Raw genomic sequence first — 16,862 nt, 5'->3', positions numbered from 1 at the left:
CGCACCGCATGAGCGACCACGACGACACCGAACCCGGCACACCGCGACTGACGAAGTGGCTCGACGGACGGCTCACCCGACTCGGGGTGACCGGGGTGTTCCCACGGGACTGCCTGCTGGCCGCGGTGCTGACCGTCCTGACGTTCGTACTGCTCACCGCACTGTTCTGGTTCGTGGCACCGGAGGACGGGGTGTCGTTCGATCCGGCGCGGGCCTGGCTGCTCGTCGCCATCTGCTGCGCGCAGGCGATGCTGCTGTGCCTGCGTCGGGTCCGGCCACTGCTCTGCCTCGCCCTCGTCGTCGGCCTCCAACTGCCGATCATCGGCTTCTCCCTGCCCGAGGCGACCATCCGGGGCCTCGCACCGTTCGTCGTGGCGTACACCGTCGGGTCGTTGCTGCCGGTTCGTCGTGCGCTGCTGGCCGTCAGCGCGGTCGTGGTGGTGGAGTCGATCGGGGCCGCCGTCGTGGTGACCCCGGATCTGCTGACGGCCATCGCGTACGTCTCGGCGAGCGCCCTGACCTACGCCGGCGCGACCTTCGTGGGCGGTTACGTGGCCACCTACCGGCGCTACGTCGAGTTGGTCCGGGTGCGGGCGGACGAGGCGATCCGGGAGCAACGCACGAAGGTCCAGGCGGCGATCGGCGCGGAGCGCTCCCGGATGGCCCGGGAGCTGCACGACGTGGCGGCGCACCACCTCTCCGGCATGGTCGTGCAGGCGGCGGCGGTCGAGCGGCTGATCGACAGGGACCCGGCGGCCGCGAAGGCCGGTGTGGCCTGGATCCGCAGCCAGGGCAAGGAGACCCTGGACAACCTGCGGCTGGTCGTCGGTGTGCTGCGCGGCAGGCCGGGGCACGAGGGCGGCGACGGCGCCGCCCCGGTGCCAGGGCTGGGCATGCTCGACGACCTCGTCCGCACCGCGGGCAACCTCGCCGGCCCGGTGGATTTCGTCCGGGAGGGCGAGCAACGCGAGGTGCCGCCGATCGCCGACGTCGCGCTCTACCGGATCGCGCAGGAGTCGCTGAGCAACGCCCGCCAGCACGCCCCGGGCGCTGCGGCGCGGGTGGTGCTCCGCTTCGAGCCCCGCTCGGTGTCGCTGGAGGTGGTGAACGAACCCGTCGCGCCGCGACGCGTACCGGCGGCACGGACCGGCGGCGTCGGCCTGGTGGGCATGCGCGAGCGCGCCCAGCTGATCGGGGCGACGTTCACCGCCGGCCCGACGGAGGGCGGTGGCTGGTCGGTCGCCGCGACCCTCCCGACGAACGGCCCCGCCGCATCGCGGCCAAAGGAAGAGGTCCCAGCATGATCAGAGTGATGCTCGTCGACGATCAGGCAGTGGTCCGCGCCGGGTTCCGCGTCATCCTGGAGCAGGCCGGCGAGATCGAGGTCGTGGCGGAGGCGTCGAACGGGTCCGCCGCCGTCGAGCTGGCCCGTCGGCTGCAACCGGACGTCATCTGCATGGACGTCCGGATGCCGCACGGCGACGGGCTCACAGCGACCCGGCAGATCGTCGCCGAGGCGACCGGGACGCCACCGGCGGTGCTGGTCGTGACGACCTTCGACCTCGACGAGTACGTCTTCGGCGCGTTGGAGTCCGGCGCCAGCGGGTTCATCCTCAAGGACTGTGAGCCCGAGGAGCTGATCGAGGCGATCCGTCGCCTCGCGAGCGGTTACGGCCTCGTCGACCAGGCCGTCACCCGTCGGGTGATCTCGGAGTTCGCCAGGCGTACGCCCGCTCCCCGCTCGGACGCGGCGGCGGCGCACCAACTGACCGCGCGGGAGACCGAGATCGTGGAGCTGCTCGCGCAGGGCCTGTCGAACGTCGAGATCGCCGAGCAGCTCTTCATCGAGACCAGCACTGTCAAGTCGCATCTCGGCCGCGCCATGGCGAAGATCGGCGCACGGGATCGGCTACAGACCGTCGTCTGGGCGTACCAGAACGGGGTGGTCCACCGGTGACAGCGACCCCGCACAGATCTCGCCACGCGCACGTCAGGGCCTGGCTGGCCATACCGCAAGTCCTATTGATTCAATAGGACTTGCCAACAAGCCGTCCGCAGGGAGGATCCGGGTGACACTTTCCCTCCCGTCACGCGCCGCCACGACGATCGCCAAGCCGCTGTCGCCTCGACTGCTCACCCTCCGCGACGGCAACGCCGAGATGCGGTGGGAGGCCATGGCCTCGCAGGGCTTCACGGTCCCCACCGACCGGTTCTTCGTGCGCAACCACACCCGCAGTCCGCTGCTGGACGTGGACACGTGGCGTCTACGCCTGTTCGGCACCGGCCTGCGGGGCGCGCCGAGCCGGAACGACGCGGTCGAGTTCGACTACGGCGACCTGCGGGCCATGCCCGCCGAGGAGACCGCGGTTCTGCTGGAGTGCGCGGGCAACGGCCGGCGCTTCTTCGCCTCCCAGCAGACCCATCCGACACCGGGGGCGCCGTGGGGTCTCGGCGCGGTGGGGGTGGCGCGTTGGCGCGGCGTACGGCTGTCGACAGTCCTGCGTCACGCCGGCCTGACCGACGACGCGGTGGACGTGCAGCCCGAGGGCCTGGACCCGGACTTCGTGACCGGCGGGGTGAACCTCGGCCGGGTGCGCCGCCCGATACCGATCGCCAAGGCCCTCGACGACGTGCTGCTGGCGTACGAGATGAACGGGGAGACGCTGCCGGTCGACCACGGTTTCCCGGTGCGGGTGGTGGTGCCGGGCTGGATCGGCGTCGCCTCCATCAAATGGGTAGGCCCGATCGAGGTCTCCGCGACACCCCTCTCCTCAGCGTGGAACACCCGGTTCTACCGGATGTTCGGGCCCGGCCATCCGGTCGACGGCCGACTCGTGACCACTCCGGTGGTCAAGAGCGCCTTCGAGCTGCCGTGGGACGTCCGCGTCCCGAGCGGCGAGCAGCTGATGATCGCCGGCCGGTCCTGGTCCGGCAACGGCCCGATCCGCGCTGTCGACATCAGCACCGACGACGGGGTGACCTGGCAACCCGCCGACCTCCACCCCGACGACGAGGGCGGTGTCTGGCAGCGCTGGACGACGCTCTGGCGTCCGCCACGGCCCGGCCGGTTCACGGTGCGGGCTCGGGCCACCGACGTCACCGGGACGAGCCAGCCGGGCCGGGCCCGCCCCAACGCTCTCGGCTACCTGTTCGACGGTGTCGTCCGGCACCCGGTGACTGTCTACTGACCACCACTGCCGCCCGGGCGTGAGACGGCGCCGCTCAGGCGGCGGGACGGCGGGTCGAACCGGGCTGGTCACCGGCCAGCCCGGCGTAACGCCCCCGGTGGTACAGCAGGGGCGAACCGACCTCGGCGTGCCGGAGCATCTCCGGTTCGGCCAGCACCACGGCGTGGTCGCCGACGGTCACCCGGTCGACGACCCGGCAGAGCAGCCAGGCCAGGGTGTCGTCGAGGATCGGCACCCCCTCCGGCCCGGCCCGCCAGCGGGTGGGTGTCGCGAACCGGTCGATGCCGCTGGTCGCGAAGGTCCGGGCCAACTCCTGCTGGTGGTGGGCGAGCAGGTGCACGGCCACGTGGCGGGCACGGGCGACAGCGGGCCAACTCGACGATTCGAGGTTCAGACAGAACGAGACGATCGGCGGCGTCAGCGACACCGAGGTGAACGAGGTGGCGGTGAAGCCGACCGCCGGCGAGCCGGGAGCGGTGACCACAGTGACGGTGCTCGCCTGGTGGCGCAGCAGCGTCCGCAGCGCGTCGCTGTCGGCGTCGATCGGGGCATCGGTGGACTGGGGCACGGTGATCTCCCGAAGGTCTGGTCCGCTTGGCTTACGAACGATCGGCGGGAACTGCCGGCGGGAGGTGAACAACCGAACGGGCGGCATGCGTTCGATTTTCCTACCAACAAAGTAGGATTTCAAGCCCCGGGTCGGGTGAAGCGTCGCCCGACCTCCGACCGTGCGTCGAGAGTGGACATTGCCGGAGTACGATCCCGGGCGTACCGCTGTGGTGACCTCCAGCTGACGACCCCTCGATAGGAGCCACGCATGGCCGGCCCGGACCCCGAACTCGCCGCGAAGCTTCAGCCCGACGTGCCGCACGCGGCACGGATCTGGAACTACTGGATGGGCGGCAAGGACAACTTCCAGTCCGACCGGGCGGCCGGCGACGCCGTCGCCGAGGTCTACCCGGAGATCGTCCTGATGGCGCAGCAGTCGCGCGTGTTCCTGGTGCGGGCCGTGCGTCACCTCGCGGCCGAGGCGGGCATCCGGCAGTTCCTGGACATCGGCACCGGCCTGCCCACCATGCAGAACACGCACGCTGTCGCCCAGGGCGTCGCGCCCGACTCGCGGATCGTCTACGTGGACAACGACCCGATGGTGCTGGTGCACGCCCGGGCACTACTGGCCAGCACGACGTCGGAGGGTGTCACCACCTACGTCCCGGCCGACTACCACGACCCAGAAAAGATCCTCGCCGAGGCGGCGCAGACGCTCGACTTCGACCAGCCGATCGCCGTGATGTACATGGGCGTGATGGGCTACGAGCCCGACCTGGACGTGGTGCGCTCGATCGTCGGGCGCACGATGGACGCCGTGCCGTCCGGCTCCCACCTGGTGCTCTGGGACGGCACCAACACCAGCCCGGCGGTGGTCTCGGGTGCCGACCGGCTGGCGCAGAGCGGCGGAGTTCCGTACATCCTGCGCAGCCCGCAGGAGCTTGAGAGCTGCTTCGACGGGCTGGTGATGGTGGAGCCGGGCCTGGTGCCGATCCCGCTGTGGCGACCGGAGGAGCCCGACGCCGTCGGAATCGACGCCTACGGCGCGGTGGCCCGCAAGCCCTGATCGACACGACGTCCGCCCCGCTCCCGCCATCGCGCCGCAGCGGGGCGGACGCCGTTCACCGCGCGCACGCCAGGGTCAGGCCGTCGGGCACCGCGCTGGTCGTCACGAGCAGACCGAACGTCGTCGTCCCGTCCAGCGCCAGCGTCCCGTTGTAGGAGGCGTTGGCGACTGTGACGTCCGCGCCGGCCGTCTCGGCCACCCCACCCCAGGCCGCCTGGACCCGCTCGTCACCGGACCACCGCCAGGAGACGCGCCACCGGTCCAGCGGCAGCGTTCCGGTGTTGCGGACCGCGACCGTCGCGACGAAGCCGCTGCCCCAGCGGGCATCGATAGTGGCCGTCGCGCGGCACGAGGTCAGCGAGGCGGTCCGCGCCGACCAGATCATGTATGGGTCGCGCTTACCGTCAGGGTCGCTGAACCGGTACCAGTACTCCGTGTCGGGTGTCAGACCCCCGATGGTCACCGTGCCGGTGCGCTCCGGCCCCGAGACGGCCTCGGCCACCGGCGTCCGCCACTGTTGGGCGTCCTCGCGGCTGGCAAAGAGGCTGACGGTCATCGGCGGGTCGTAACCGCAGGGCGGCCGGAAGAAGATCGAGTACGAGATGGTCACGCTCGTAGTGGTGACCCCGGCGACGCTCCCGGTGATCGGCAGAGCCGGCGGGCAGGTGAGGGTCGGCGACGGCGACGGCGTGGCCGACAGGGTGGGGGTGGGCGCCGCCTCGGTGGCGGTGGTCGTCCCGGTCCAGGCGGCCAGCGCCAGGGTCGTGACAGCGAGGAACATGCGAAGCATCGGTACCTCCGTGGTCGACGGACACCGACGACCGAGGTGGTGGCCGGTGCCGCGCTCGGGTTGCCGGTCGTCGACGAGGCTGCCCGGCGCGGGTGACATGGTCACCTCGCGCGCCTCGTGGACCGGAGGAGATCTGGTGCGCGCTGGCTCCCCGAGCACGACCGAAGCCCAGCATGGCAGTCGGTGAGCATCGATACAAGACGATCCCGATCCCGTCGAACACCGTCCGCCTTCTCGTCGCCGCACTGACACCCACTGGGCGCCCGAATCCCGAATGATCCATCGTGGTCTATCCAATCGGACACGGGAGCACACCATGCTCGAGACAAGCAGCACGCCCCGGCGACCCCGGGGAGTGCGGGCACTGATCGCGGCCGGCACGGCGGCAGTGCTGGCGGCCGCCGCGCTGGCCGCGCCAACCCCCGCGGACGCCGCCGTCAGCCGGGCCGAGCTGGCCCTGCGCTGGGCACCCATCCACTACCAGGACGTCGACGCCACCGGCAGCCACGCCCTGAGCGGTCAGTCGGACTACCTCACCCGTGTCGACTTCGACGGCGACCTGGACGGACGCGACAACTGGGACGGGGCCGGCCAGGCAGGCACCACACTCGCCGCGCACGTCTACTACTCCGTCGTGGAGACGAGCACCCACTGGTACATCACGTACTTCTTCTTCCACCCCCGCGACTGGACCGACCACCCGTTCTTCGAGACCGAACACGAGAACGACGGTGAGGGTGCGCTGTTCGCCATCGAGCGCGACGGCTCCACGTACGGCGTCCTCCGCTCGGCCGTCACTGTCGCGCACAGTGACTTCTTCTCCTACACGCCGACCGGGAGCACCTGGACCAGCGGCGGGGAGAGCATCGACGGCACCCTGCGGTTCCAGGCGTCACCGCACGACACGTTCCAGCACCCGGTCACGGCACAGGAGGCGCAGGGCCACGGCCTCAAGGCACACCCGCAGTACGACATCAACGGCGACGGCCTCGTCTACTACCCGTCGACCGTCGCCGAGACGCCGAGCAGCAGCAACGACCGCGACGTGCGGTATCAGCTGATCGACATCTTCGCCTCCGGCGGCCTGTGGGCGCAGCGGTCCAACGCGAGCCTCTTCGCCAGCCTGGGCACGTTCGCCGGTGACACGTCCGGTGACTGCGGCGTCGGCACCTGGAGCTGTTCGACCAACTCGGCCAACGCGCCCTGGGGCTGGGACGACGGCAACGACACCCCCGTGCGGGGCGAGATCGCCAGCGACCCGGCGAAACTGTCGGCCGCGTACTTCACAGTGCCGGCCGGCCTGGCCCGCACCTACAGCTACAACCCGTACGCCGGCGCGGCCGCGGCGCTCGCCGAGGCAGCGAGGACGGCTCCGCCGACCGTCGACTGATCTCCGCGTCTCCCCGGGGGCGGGCCGTCCTGGTCCGTCACCGGGGAGACGAACCGACCCGTACCCGGTCGCTCTCGTTGTCGGAGAGGAACGACGCCAGTGCCTGCCCCTGCTCGGTCACTGCGGCCCGGTCCGCTCGGGAGAAGCCGCGCAGCGGGTTGACTGTCACAGTGCCCGACTCGACGCTCCAGGTCGCCGCGACCCGGCCGTCGACGAGCACCACGCGCTCGCCGGCCACCGAGAGGCCACGATGGGCGTCGTCGATGATCCGGCTGCGGTCGTCATAGCCGAGGATCGCGTTGTCGAACGCCGGCAGGAACCGCACCGGGGCGGGTGTCTCCGGATCGGGGCGCGGCGCGTCCGGGAGGTCGACCAACTTGCGGCCACGCTCGTCTCGGAAGGTCACCAACTCGTCGCGCAGGGCGGTCACCGCGGCCGGCAGCCCGGCGAGGCCGCACCAGGCCCGCAGGTCGGCCGTGGCCGCCGGGCCGAACGCGGCCAGATAGCGGCGTACGAGCTGCTGGCCGACCGGATCATCACCCGCCGCGGTGGGCGGCCCGATCTCCCGGTCGAGCCACGCGGAGAGCAGGACGTAGCGCACGCCCCCCTTCGCCCGCCACACCCCGCGCGGCGGTAGCTGTGTCATCGGGAGCAGTGCGATAGCCATCTCGCCCAGCGCCTGCGCCCCCGCGGTCGGCCAGCGCTCGCCGAGTGCCCGCCCGATCTGGGGCATCGAGCGGGGCTCACCGTCGGACACCACAGCCCGCGCGGCTGCGGCGAGATCGTCGAGGTCCACCCCGTCGAGCTCGCCGCGGTAGACGCCGAGCACGCGCTGGCGCAGCATGGCGTCGTGACGGGGGCGCCAGGCCACGACGTCGTCGGCGACGAGCAGGTGGACGGTGCGGCGCATGAGATGGGTACGCACCACGTGTCGCTGGGTCAGCAGGGTCGAGAACACCGTCGGGTCGAACGCGCGCAGCCGCGACCACAGCCCGATGAACGGCTCCTGCGGCTCCTGGGCCTGCAGGCCACCGAGGTGGGCGACGGCGTCGAGCGTCGGCAGGTCGGCGCGGTCGAGCAGCAACTGCCGGGCGAGCGTCGCGCGGTTGAGCGCCCGGGTGTTGAGAACGGTCATCGGGTCCCTTCGGTCGACCCCATTGTCCGACCGATCACGTCGGCCTACGGCATCAGGCGATCGAGTTGTAGACCGGCACCCAGCCCAGACTCTGACCGCTGGAGGAGAACACCTCGATCTTGCGAACTACCGCACCCGGCGTGGTGGCGGCGACGCTGTTGCCGACTCCGATCCCGCCGACGGCGATGAGTTTGCCCTCGGTACGGATCTGCCCCGCGCCACTTCGCCGGATGATCACCGTGTCCGCCGGTGCCTGGTAGGGGACGGCCGCCTCCACCGCGTTCCAGGCCAGCGTGACGTCGATCGAGGCGGTGTCCACGAAGACGGCGGGATGCGACGGGTGCGCCTGACGCAGGTGGTTGCCCACCACGACGGCCTTTGTGGATCCCTGGTGCACGGCGACGCAGCTCACGGCCCGGCTCGCGTTCGGGTTCTCCACCCGGTTACCGACCACTGTGACGTCCCGGGCGGCCAGAACGTTGATGTGGCCGACACAGTTGGTCGCCACGTTGCCGGTGATGGAGACGCCCACGGCCTGCCCTGACCGGGGCAGGGAACCACGCGCGCTGCCGTCGACCTCGATGCCCCGCAGTTGGCAGCCCGACACGGTGTTGTCGGCGACCACCAGGTTCGTCACCTGCTGTGTGTAGACGCCGGCCTGGCCACACTCGGTGATCGTGTTACCCGAGATGACGGTGCGGTCGGCGCCGAACCAGACGTTGATGCCGTCGTAGTACTTGGACTCAGCGCGCCAGACGCCGCCCCAGTCCTCGGCTTCCTGCGACGACAGCCAGTCCATCGCCACGTGGTTGTTGGTGATCCGCACGTCGTGGCCGTTGCTGGCGATGCCAAACCGGACGTCCTCGGTGGTGCAGTTCGTGATGACGATGTCGTTGGACGCGCCGGGGGTGTTGTCCCACACGCTGATGCCGGTGTGGCGGAATCCGCGGGATACCACCCCGTCGACGACGATCCCGGTCGACGCCGTGATGATCAGGCCGCTGTACCAGTACGCGGCGGTGTCGTCGACGAGGTTGAGCCCGAGCACCTTCAGCCGGTGGCAGTCCTGGATCTGGAGCACACCGCGGACCTGATCCTTCACCGTTACCGGGGCGGCGTCGACCAGCGCCAACGTCGCCCCATGGCCCCGCAGCGCGGTGTCGGTCAGCCCTGAGAGCGTCACCCGGTTGCTGACGCGGTACGTCCGGCCAGCCGGGAACAGCACACCGAGGTTCGGAGTGGCCGCCCGCGCGGCGTTGAATGCCGCCTGGATCGCCGCGGTGTCGTCGGTGACTCCGTCGCCGACCGCCCCGTACGTCAGCACCGAGGCCCAGCCGTCGTCAGTGGCAGGCAGCGCGGCAGCAGCCGGCTTGGCCGCCAGACCGGCTCCACCCGCCAGGGCCGTGGCCGCCAGGCCAGCGCGTAGAGCCGCGCGTCGTCCCATCGATGTCATGTGATCGCCCCCCGTGAAATGCGCCCAATCACCATCGCCGCGCACCCTATCCGCTCCGCCTCGGCCGGTGGGGCACGCTTTCGCCCCGCCCCGGTGGGACCAGGGGCGGGGCGAATCCGTGCTCGGCTGACCGGTCAGTGGCGGCCCACGAAGATGCCGATGCCGTTGGCGACCAAACGCTCCGTACCGTCGGATGGGCTGTTGCGGGCGGTGGCCGCGGCCTGGCCCGGCTCGCGGACGGCGACAGTGCTCGAACCGCCGCCGTCGAGGTTCACTGCGGCGTCCGCGCCGAGCGAGCGCATCAGGTCGGCCAGCTCGGCGATCGTGAACCCGGCGCTGGCCGGGGCGCGGCCGGCCAGGGCGACCAGGTAGACGGTCCGGCCGTCGGGGCTGACACCGGCCGCGCTGCGTACCGCGGCGGTCTTGGTGTCCAGGCCGGCCAACGGCGCGCCGTCGCGCAGGATCGGGGCGCCACCGACCGCGAAGGTCAGCTTCGGCTTGCCGGCGGAGACGAGCTTCTCGCGCACCTGCACCCGGTCACCGACGACGAGGTCGTCGAGCGCGTCCGCGCCGCCCTCCCGCCCGACCAGCACCTGGGTGTCGGCCGGGATCGCGCCCGCACCGGGCGTCGGGGCGACCGCGGTCACCACACCGTCGCGTACGGTCACCTCGTAGGTGTGGGTGCTGCACGGGTCGCTGCGGCTCGTGTCGGTGCCGCAGGTGGACCGGACCCGGGAGGCGGTCCCCCAGTCGGCGGTGAACAGGCCGACGCCGTCGACCGGAAGCGCGTACTGGTTGAGGCCACCCAGCGCGATGGTGCCCTTCCTGCTGCGCACCTCGCCGTCCAGGCTCAGGGTGTCGACGCGCGCCTTGCCGTTCACGCCCACGCCGAACACGTCGCGGGTCGAGGTGCCGGGGGCCAGGCCGGGGCCGAAACGCTGCGCGGTCGGCACCGCGAACTTCAACTCCTCGCCGTCGGCGATCTCCGGACCGGACGACGAGTAGGTCGGCGTGACGCCGGCGTGCGTCTCACTGTTGTTGAAGAAGTCGCCGTTGACGCCGGCGACGGCACCCTGCGCGTTCGTCATCGCCGAGACGACAGTGCGCTGCGCCACCGCGTCGGGGTGCAGCAGGTCGAGGGAGACCTTGTTCTTCTTCAGGTCGGCGGTGAGCAGGTAACCGACGGTGACGCCCCGGGGCGTGGCCACCTCGAACGAGCCGTACGTGACGCCCGGTGCGAGCTGCTCGGTCGAGGTGATGGTGATCGGGGTGTCCGTCGCGGGTACCGTGGCGGTCGCGGCGTGGGCGACGCCGGCCGGCGTGACGAGCGCGGTCAGCCCCGCCGCGAGCAGCAGCGCCAGACGTGGGCGTCCGAGGTGCGGTGACCTCATTGCCGCTCCTTTCCTGGTGCGTTCCTGGCCTGGGCCGGGATGGTCGAGCCGGGCCGGCGGTTGACCGGACCGGCGATGATCTTCCTGGTCAGCCGATCACCCGGGGGTGAACGCCGGAGGCTGCGGACGTGAACCGCCCGCAGCGTCTTGATCAACTGCGGGAGCGGCCGGATCGGGCCGGCGGAAGTCAGCACGGTCCCGGGGGTGCCAAAAAGTTTTGTGCACTTCCTACAACTGAGGGTCGGTGGGTTCGGTGGTTGCGCCATAGCGCTGGCCGCCGCCACGCGGAAAGGTGATCACTGCTGGGAGGCCGTCGTCTTCCGGCACGCAGGTCGAGGTCTAGCTAAGGGGTTCTTCGGGTGTTCAACCGTGTCGCCATCGTCAACCGTGGTGAAGCCGCCATGCGGCTCATCCACGCGGTCCGCGAGCTGGCCGCGGAGACCGGCATCCAGCTCGAAACCGTGGCTCTCTACACCGATGTCGACCGCAACGCCACATTCGTCCGCGAAGCGGACATCGCCTACGATCTCGGCCCGGCGTCCGCTCGCCCGTACCTCAACCTGGCGGTGCTGGAGCGCGCCCTGACCGAGACCGGGGCCGACGCCGCGTGGGTCGGCTGGGGCTTCGTCGCCGAGGATCCGGCGTTCGCCGAGCTGTGCGAGAAGATCGGCGTCACCTTCGTCGGGCCGAGCCCGGACGCCATGCGCCAACTCGGCGACAAGATCGGCTCGAAGCTGATCGCCGAGAAGGTCGGCGTGCCGGTCGCGCCGTGGAGCCGCGGCGCCGTCGAGACCCTGGACGCCGCACGTGCCTCGGCGGCCGAGGTCGGCTACCCGCTGATGCTGAAGGCGACCGCCGGCGGTGGCGGGCGCGGCATCCGCGTGGTCAGGAACGACGCCGAGCTGGTCGACGCGTACGAGCGCACCAGCCAGGAGGCGGCACGGGCGTTCGGCAGCGGCATCGTGTTCCTGGAGCGCCTGGTCACCGGCGCTCGGCACGTCGAGGTCCAGGTGATCGCCGACGGGCAGGGCACCGCGTGGGCGCTCGGCGTCCGCGACTGCTCCGTGCAGCGGCGCAACCAGAAGGTCATCGAGGAGTCGGCGTCACCGGTGCTCGACCCGGCGCAGGCCGCCGAGCTCAAGACGTCTGCCGAGCGACTGGCCGTGGCTGTCGGCTACCGAGGCGCGGCGACCGTCGAGTTCCTCTACCACCCCGGGGACCGGCTGTTCGCGTTCCTCGAGGTCAACACCCGCCTCCAGGTCGAGCACCCGATCACCGAGCTGACCACCGGGTTCGACCTGGTCAAGGCCCAGCTGCACGTCGCCGCCGGCGGGCGGCTCGAAGGCGCGCCGCCGGCCGAGCGCGGGCACGCCATCGAGGCGCGGCTCAACGCCGAGGACCCCGACCGCGACTTCGCCCCGTCCCCCGGCCGCATCGCCCGGCTGGACCTGCCCAGCGGCCCCGGCATCCGGGTGGACACCGGCGTCAGCGAGGGTGACACCATCCCGGCCGACTTCGACTCGATGATCGCGAAGATCATCGCGTACGGCCGTGACCGCGACGAGGCGCTCGGCAAGCTGCGCCGGGCGATGGCGAACACCACGGTGATCATCGAGGGTGGGGCGACGAACAAGAGCTTCGTGCTCGACCTGCTCGACCAGCCCGAGGTGATCGACGGCAGCGCGGACACCGGCTGGATCGACCGCGTCCGCGGCGAGGGCCGCCTCGTCACCCACCGCCACTCCGCCGTCGCCCTGGCCGCCGCCGCCATCGAGGCGTACGAGGAGGAGGAGCGCGTCGAGCGGCAGCGGCTGCTGTCGACGGCGGCCGGCGGGCGCCCGCAGGTGCAGCACGCCAGCGGCCGACCGTTGGACCTCAAGCTGCGTGGCGTCGATTACCGCACCCGGGTGGCGCGGGTCGGCGCGCACCGGTTCCGGGTCGGCATCGAGACCGGCCCCGTCGTGCGTACCGCCGACGTCGAGCTCGACCGCTTCGACCGGCACACCGGTCAGATCGTCGTCAACGGCATCCGCTACCGCCTGCTCACCGGCACCTACGGGCCGACCCACCTGGTCGAGGTGGACGGCGTGACGCACCGGGTCAGCCGGGACGAGGGTGGCGTCCTGCGCTCCCCGATGCCCGCGCTGGTCGTCGCCACGCCCCTGGAGGTCGGCGCGGAGGTCGAGGCGGGCGCTCCGGTGCTGGTGCTCGAAGCGATGAAGATGGAGACGGTGCTGCGGGCGCCGTTCAAGGCACGGCTCAAGGAGTGCGCCGTCTCGGTGGGCAGCCAGGTGGAGGCGGGCGCGCCGCTGCTGCGCCTGGAGCCGCTCGCGGACGACGCCGAGGAGACCAACGACGACCCGAGCGCCGAGACCGTCGAACTGGACCTGCCCAGCGCCGCAGCGGACATCCCGGCGGACGAGCGCACCAGGCGCGGTCAGGAGGACCTGCGGGGTCTGCTGCTCGGCTTCGACGTCGACCCGCACGACGACCGCCGGGTGCTCGACGGCTACCTCACCGCGCGGCGGGCGGCCACCGAGGCCGGTCAGCGGCCCCTGGCCGCCGAACTCGACCTCATCGAGGTGTTCGCCGATCTCGCCGAACTGAGCCGCAACCGGCCGACGGGCGAGGACGGCGGCGCCGCGCACGTGCACAGCGCCCGGGAGTACTTCCACACCTACCTGCAGAGCCTCGACGTCGAACGGGCCGGGCTGCCGGACGCCTTCCAGACCAGGCTCGGCAAGGCGCTCGGCCGCTACGGCGTCACCGACCTGGACCGCACCCCCGCCCTCGAAGCCGCCGTCTTCCGGATCTTCCTCGCCCAGCAGCGCGCCTCCGCGGACGCGCAGGTCATCGCGGCGCTGCTGCGCGCCTGGCTGCGGGAGACCCCGCCGGACGAGACGCTGCGCGAGCCGGCCGGCCTCGCACTGGAGCGGCTGATCGCCGCGACGCAGGTCCGCTTCCCCGTGGTCGCGGACCTCGCCCGCGGCGTGGTGTTCGCCTGGTTCGCCCAGCCGCTGCTGCGCCGCAACCGCGCCCGCGTCTACGCCGAGGTCCGTGGGCACCTGCGGCACCTCGACGCGCACCCGGACGCGCCGGACCGCGCCGAGCGCATCGCCGAGATGGTACGCAGCACCGAGCCACTGGTTCGGCTGCTCGGCCAGCGGCTCGTCCGCGACCACCTCGACAACGCGGTCATGTTGGAGGTGCTGACCCGGCGCTACTACGGCAACCGGTCGCTCACCAGCGTGCGTACCCGCGAGGTCGCGGACTGCATGTTCGTGGTCGCCGAGCGCGCCGACTCGAGCGTGGTCTCCGCCGCGGTCAGCTTCGACGCGCTGGGCAGCGCCCTGCGGGGGCTGGCCGAGCTGGCCACCGGCGAGGACGCCGTGGACGCCGACATCTACCTCGGCTGGGAGAACCAGCCGGAGGACTTCGACGCGATGGCGGCCGCGCTGGCCGAGGTCATCGCCGCGCACCCGCTGCCGCCCCAGGTCCGTCGGGTCACCACCACCGTCGCGGGTCGCGGCGGTGCGGTGATGCACCACCACTTCACCTTCCGCCCGTCGGGCGCCCAGTTGACCGAGGACCGGCTGATCCGTGGGCTGCACCCGTACATCGCGCAGCGGATGCAGCTGGAGCGGCTGCACAAGTTCGACCTGACCCGGCTGCCGTCGTCGGACGAGGAGGTCTACCTCTTCCAGTGCGTGGCCCGGGAGAACCGCGCCGACGAGCGCCTCGTCGCGTTCGCGCAGGTGCGTGACCTGACCGAGCTTCGTGAGCAGGACGGCCGCCTGGTCGCGCTGCCGACGACCGAGGACGCCATCGCCGCCTGCCTCGACTCGATCCGCCGCGCCCAGTCGCGGCGGCCGTCGAAGACGCGCTTCAACACCAACCGCATCGTGGTCTACGTGTGGCCGCCGAGCGAGCTGACCCGCGAGGAGATGGAGATGATCGCCGGGCGGGTCCGCCCGACGACAGCGGGCGCCGGCCTGGAGGAGATCCTGTTCATCGCGCGCCAGCGCGACCGCCGGACCGGCGAGCTGACCAAGATCGCCGTACGGATCTCGTTCGACGCCGCGGGCGGCGCCGAGCTGGCCGTCGGGGAGCCGCCGGTCGAGCCGATCGAGCCGCTCGACGAGTACCGGCTCAAGGTGCTGCGGGCCAGCAGCCGCAACACCGTGTACCCGTACGAGCTGACCGGCCGGCTCGGCGACTTCGTCGAGCACGACCTCGACGACGAGCACGTGTTGGTGCCGGTGCAGCGGCCGAAGGGGCGCAACAGCGCCGCCATCGTCGCCGGAGTGGTCACGACGCCGACCGAGCGCTACCCCCAGGGTGTCACCCGGGTGGTGCTGCTCGGCGACCCGACGAAGTCGCTGGGCGCCCTGTCGGAGCCGGAGTGCCGGCGCGTGATCGCCGCACTGGACCTGGCCGAGCGGATGCAGGTGCCGCTGGAGTGGTGGGCGCTGTCCGCCGGGGCCCGGATCTCGATGACCTCCGGTACGGAGAACATGGACTGGGTGGCCGCGGCGCTCAAGCGGATCGTCGAGTTCACCCAGGCCGGCGGTGAGATCAACATCGTGGTCGCGGGCATCAACGTCGGCGCGCAGCCGTACTGGAACGCCGAGGCGACGATGCTCATGCACACCAAGGGCATCCTGGTGATGACGCCCGACTCGGCGATGGTGCTCACCGGCAAGCAGTCGCTCGACTTCTCCGGTGGTGTGTCGGCTGAGGACAACTTCGGCATCGGCGGCTACGACCGGGTGATGGGGCCGAACGGGCAGGCGCAGTACTGGGCGCCGAACCTGACTGCCGCACGGGACGTGGTGATGGCGCACTACGACCACACGTACGTCGCGCCCGGCGAGGACGCGCCCCGGCGGGCGGTCACCACCGACCCCGCCGACCGCGACATCTCCGGCTTCCCGCACGACGTGGCGGGCAGCGCCTTCGCCACCGTCGGGGAGATCTTCTCCGTGGAGTCCAACCCGGACCGCAAGAAGCCGTTCGACATCCGCACCGTGATGCGGGCCCTCTCCGACCAGGACCACCCGGTGCTGGAGCGCTGGGCCGGCATGGCGGACGCGGACACGGCCGTCGTGCAGGACGTCCACCTCGGTGGCATCCCGGTCTGCCTGCTCGGCATCGAGTCCCGGTCGGTGCCACGGCACGGTTTCCCGCCCACCGACGGTCCGGACACCTACACGGCGGGCACGCTGTTCCCCCGCTCGTCGAAGAAGGCCGCGCGGGCGATCAACGCGGCCAGCGGCAACCGGCCGCTCGTCGTGCTGGCGAACCTGTCCGGCTTCGACGGCTCACCGGAGTCGATGCGCAAGCTGCAACTGGAGTACGGCGCCGAGATCGGGCGGGCGATCGTGAACTTCCGGGGGCCCATCGTCTTCTGCGTGATCTCGCGCTACCACGGCGGCGCGTTCGTGGTGTTCTCGAAGGCGCTGAACCCGAACATGACGGTGCTGGCGCTGGAGGGCTCGTTCGCCTCGGTGCTCGGTGGCGCACCAGCCGCCGCTGTGGTGTTCTCCGCCGACGTCAACGCCCGTACTGCGGCCGACCCGCGGGTGCGGGACCTGGAGGCCCGCACCGCCGCCTCGGCCGGCACCGAACGCGCCGCGTTGACAGCGGAGCTCGACGAGCTGCGCTCGTCGGTGCGCGCGGAGAAGCTCAGCGAGGTGGCAGCGGAGTTCGACCGGGTGCACAACATCCACCGCGCCGTCGAGGTCGGCTCGGTGGACGCCGTCATCCGCGCCGCCGAGCTGCGTCCGCGCATCATCGAGACCATCGAGGCCCGCCTGGGCTAGCGCGGCCCGTACGTCCACACCACGTCAGCACCACCGGTCGACGACCGGTGGTGCTGACGGTATGGGGGGTGAGGTGCT

Annotated in this window: 11 protein-coding genes; 6 read left to right on the top strand and 5 right to left on the bottom strand. The window is 71.6% G+C overall.

The genetic code is table 11. From position 1 onward, the window contains the following. The first annotated feature begins 8 nt into the window (after positions 1-8). From NIE79_RS33525 to NIE79_RS01515, 3 genes are all read left to right on the top strand, one after another. Positions 9-1,304, top strand: a complete 1,296-nt coding sequence (locus NIE79_RS33525; RefSeq protein WP_274523444.1) for a sensor histidine kinase — start codon at positions 9-11, stop codon at positions 1,302-1,304. Then, complete coding sequence (locus NIE79_RS01520; protein WP_091399607.1) at positions 1,301-1,957, top strand: response regulator; 657 nt, start codon at positions 1,301-1,303, stop codon at positions 1,955-1,957. Before NIE79_RS33525 ends, NIE79_RS01520 begins: the two co-directional genes overlap by 4 nt. Positions 1,958-2,069: 112 nt before the next feature. Continuing rightward, complete coding sequence (locus NIE79_RS01515) at positions 2,070-3,188, top strand: sulfite oxidase (protein ID WP_238676793.1); 1,119 nt, start codon at positions 2,070-2,072, stop codon at positions 3,186-3,188. A gap of 34 nt (positions 3,189-3,222) precedes the next feature. Here NIE79_RS01515 and NIE79_RS01510 read toward each other — a convergent pair whose 3' ends face one another. Continuing rightward, positions 3,223-3,756 (bottom strand): flavin reductase family protein, encoded by a 534-nt coding sequence (locus NIE79_RS01510; protein WP_238676792.1) that lies wholly within the window; start codon positions 3,754-3,756, stop codon positions 3,223-3,225. 249 nt (positions 3,757-4,005) lie between these two features. Here NIE79_RS01510 and NIE79_RS01505 point away from each other — a divergent pair, with 249 nt between their 5' ends. Continuing rightward, positions 4,006-4,803 carry an SAM-dependent methyltransferase gene (locus NIE79_RS01505; RefSeq protein ID WP_238676791.1) on the top strand — a complete coding sequence of 266 codons (798 nt, stop codon included), beginning with the start codon at positions 4,006-4,008 and terminating at the stop codon, positions 4,801-4,803. Between the two features lie 55 nt (positions 4,804-4,858). Here the strand turns inward: NIE79_RS01505 and NIE79_RS01500 are convergent, their stop codons facing one another. Then, positions 4,859-5,593, bottom strand: coding sequence for a cellulose binding domain-containing protein (locus tag NIE79_RS01500; protein WP_238676790.1), 735 nt, complete (start codon positions 5,591-5,593; stop codon positions 4,859-4,861). A gap of 316 nt (positions 5,594-5,909) precedes the next feature. Between NIE79_RS01500 and NIE79_RS01495 the strand changes: the two genes are divergently transcribed. Beyond that, positions 5,910-6,983: a hypothetical protein gene (locus NIE79_RS01495; RefSeq protein WP_238676789.1), complete on the top strand. Its 1,074-nt coding sequence runs from the start codon at positions 5,910-5,912 to the stop codon at positions 6,981-6,983. A 37-nt stretch (positions 6,984-7,020) separates the two neighbouring features. Here the strand turns inward: NIE79_RS01495 and NIE79_RS01490 are convergent, their stop codons facing one another. From NIE79_RS01490 to NIE79_RS01480, 3 genes are all read right to left on the bottom strand, one after another. Continuing rightward, the gene (locus tag NIE79_RS01490) at positions 7,021-8,118 is read right to left on the bottom strand and encodes a winged helix DNA-binding domain-containing protein (RefSeq protein ID WP_238676788.1); all 1,098 of its coding nucleotides are present in this window, start codon (positions 8,116-8,118) and stop codon (positions 7,021-7,023) included. Positions 8,119-8,170: 52 nt separating this feature from the next. After that, a complete protein-coding gene (locus tag NIE79_RS01485; protein ID WP_238676787.1) occupies positions 8,171-9,562 on the bottom strand; it encodes a right-handed parallel beta-helix repeat-containing protein in 1,392 nt (463 codons plus the stop codon). Positions 9,563-9,705: 143 nt separating this feature from the next. Continuing rightward, entirely contained in the window at positions 9,706-10,962 is a 1,257-nt protein-coding gene (locus NIE79_RS01480) for a phosphodiester glycosidase family protein (RefSeq protein ID WP_238676786.1), read from the bottom strand. A 359-nt stretch (positions 10,963-11,321) separates the two neighbouring features. Between NIE79_RS01480 and NIE79_RS01475 the strand changes: the two genes are divergently transcribed. Continuing rightward, positions 11,322-16,784, top strand: a complete 5,463-nt coding sequence (locus NIE79_RS01475) for an ATP-binding protein (RefSeq protein WP_238676785.1) — start codon at positions 11,322-11,324, stop codon at positions 16,782-16,784. Positions 16,785-16,862 lie beyond the last annotated feature (78 nt).

The organism is Micromonospora trifolii, assembly GCF_022229005.1.
GTDB lineage: Bacteria > Actinomycetota > Actinomycetes > Mycobacteriales > Micromonosporaceae > Micromonospora > Micromonospora trifolii.
This window is presented reverse-complemented; position numbering and strand designations above follow the sequence as displayed.

Excerpts from the sequence above, each read along its gene's own strand:
- NIE79_RS01505 (WP_238676791.1), top strand. The coding sequence starts at position 4,006 with ATGGCCGGCCCGGACCCCGAACTCGCCGCGAAGCTTCAGCCCGACGTG.
- NIE79_RS01520 (WP_091399607.1), top strand. The coding sequence starts at position 1,301 with ATGATCAGAGTGATGCTCGTCGACGATCAGGCAGTGGTCCGCGCCGGG.
- NIE79_RS01485 (WP_238676787.1), bottom strand. The coding sequence starts at position 9,562 with ATGGGACGACGCGCGGCTCTACGCGCTGGCCTGGCGGCCACGGCCCTG.
- NIE79_RS33525 (WP_274523444.1), top strand. The coding sequence starts at position 9 with ATGAGCGACCACGACGACACCGAACCCGGCACACCGCGACTGACGAAG.
- NIE79_RS01500 (WP_238676790.1), bottom strand. The coding sequence starts at position 5,593 with ATGCTTCGCATGTTCCTCGCTGTCACGACCCTGGCGCTGGCCGCCTGG.
- NIE79_RS01480 (WP_238676786.1), bottom strand. The coding sequence starts at position 10,962 with ATGAGGTCACCGCACCTCGGACGCCCACGTCTGGCGCTGCTGCTCGCG.
- NIE79_RS01495 (WP_238676789.1), top strand. The coding sequence starts at position 5,910 with ATGCTCGAGACAAGCAGCACGCCCCGGCGACCCCGGGGAGTGCGGGCA.
- NIE79_RS01490 (WP_238676788.1), bottom strand. The coding sequence starts at position 8,118 with ATGACCGTTCTCAACACCCGGGCGCTCAACCGCGCGACGCTCGCCCGG.